The sequence below is a fragment of the Methylobacterium sp. WL103 genome (genome assembly GCF_008039885.1).
Taxonomy (GTDB): domain Bacteria; phylum Pseudomonadota; class Alphaproteobacteria; order Rhizobiales; family Beijerinckiaceae; genus Methylobacterium; species Methylobacterium cerastii.
This window is the reverse complement of the sequence record NZ_VRUX01000996.1, coordinates 1-978: the sequence shown is the minus strand read 5'-3', so window position 1 is coordinate 978 and position 978 is coordinate 1. Positions and strand designations below refer to the sequence as shown.

Annotated in this window: 1 protein-coding gene; it reads left to right on the top strand. The window is 68.8% G+C overall.

The window, feature by feature from the left end:
- Nucleotides 1-29: 29 nt before the first annotated feature.
- Nucleotides 30-978, top strand: a 949-nt coding sequence (gene lptF, locus FV222_RS27295) for an LPS export ABC transporter permease LptF (RefSeq protein ID WP_147816264.1), incomplete at its 3' end; no start/stop codon positions are given.

Sequence of the window (978 nt, the reverse complement as noted above, 5' to 3'; positions counted from 1 at the left end):
GCTGTGATGAGGGCGGCGGGGATGATTCGATGACGCAGATCGCGCGCTACATCTTCCGCATCGCGCTCGCGGCGTTCCTCGCCTGCCTGGTCGGCCTCGTCGGCACGATCTGGGTGACGCAGGCGCTGCGCGAGCTCGACCTGATCACGGCCAAGGGCCAGACCGTGCTGGTCTTCCTGTTCATCACCGGCTTGTCGCTGCCGACGCTGGTGGTGGTGATCGCGCCGGTCGCGTTGTTCATCGCCGTCGTCTACGCGCTGAACCGCCTCAACGGCGATTCCGAGCTGATCGTGATGTCGGCGGCCGGGATGAAGCCTCGGGCGATCCTGCGGCCGTTCCTGACGCTGGCCTTCGCAGTGAGCGCGCTCGTGGGCTTCATCACCATCGTCGTGATGCCGGCGAGCTTCCAGGAGCTGCGCGACGTGATCACCCGCGTGCGCGGCGACTTCATCGCCAACGTCGTCAAGGAAGGGCAGTTCACCCAGCTCGACAACGGCATCACCTTCCACTTCCGCGAGCGCGGCCCCGGCGGCGCCCTGCTCGGGCTGTTCATCCAGGACCGGCGCGAGGCCGGCAAGACCAAGGTCTACCTCGCCGAGCGCGGCAACGCGATCGACGTGGACGGCGGCAGCTACCTCGCCCTGCAGAACGGCAGCGTGCACCAGCAGCAGAAGGACAGCCGGGATTCCTCGATCCTGACCTTCGAGCGCTACACGATCGACCTCGCGGCCTTCGCGCCGCCGGACGCCGACACGGTGTACAAGCCGCGCGAGCGCTCGACCGCGCAGCTGCTCTTCCCCGACAAGAGCGAGGGCTATTTCAAGCTGCAGAAGGGCCGCTTCCGGGCCGAGCTGCACGACCGGCTCTCGGCCTGGCTCTATCCGCTGGCACTGGTCTTCATCGCCTTCGCCGCGCTCGGCGACCCGCGCACCACGCGCCAGGGCCGGGCCGGCGCGATGGCCGGCGCGGTGCTGGCGG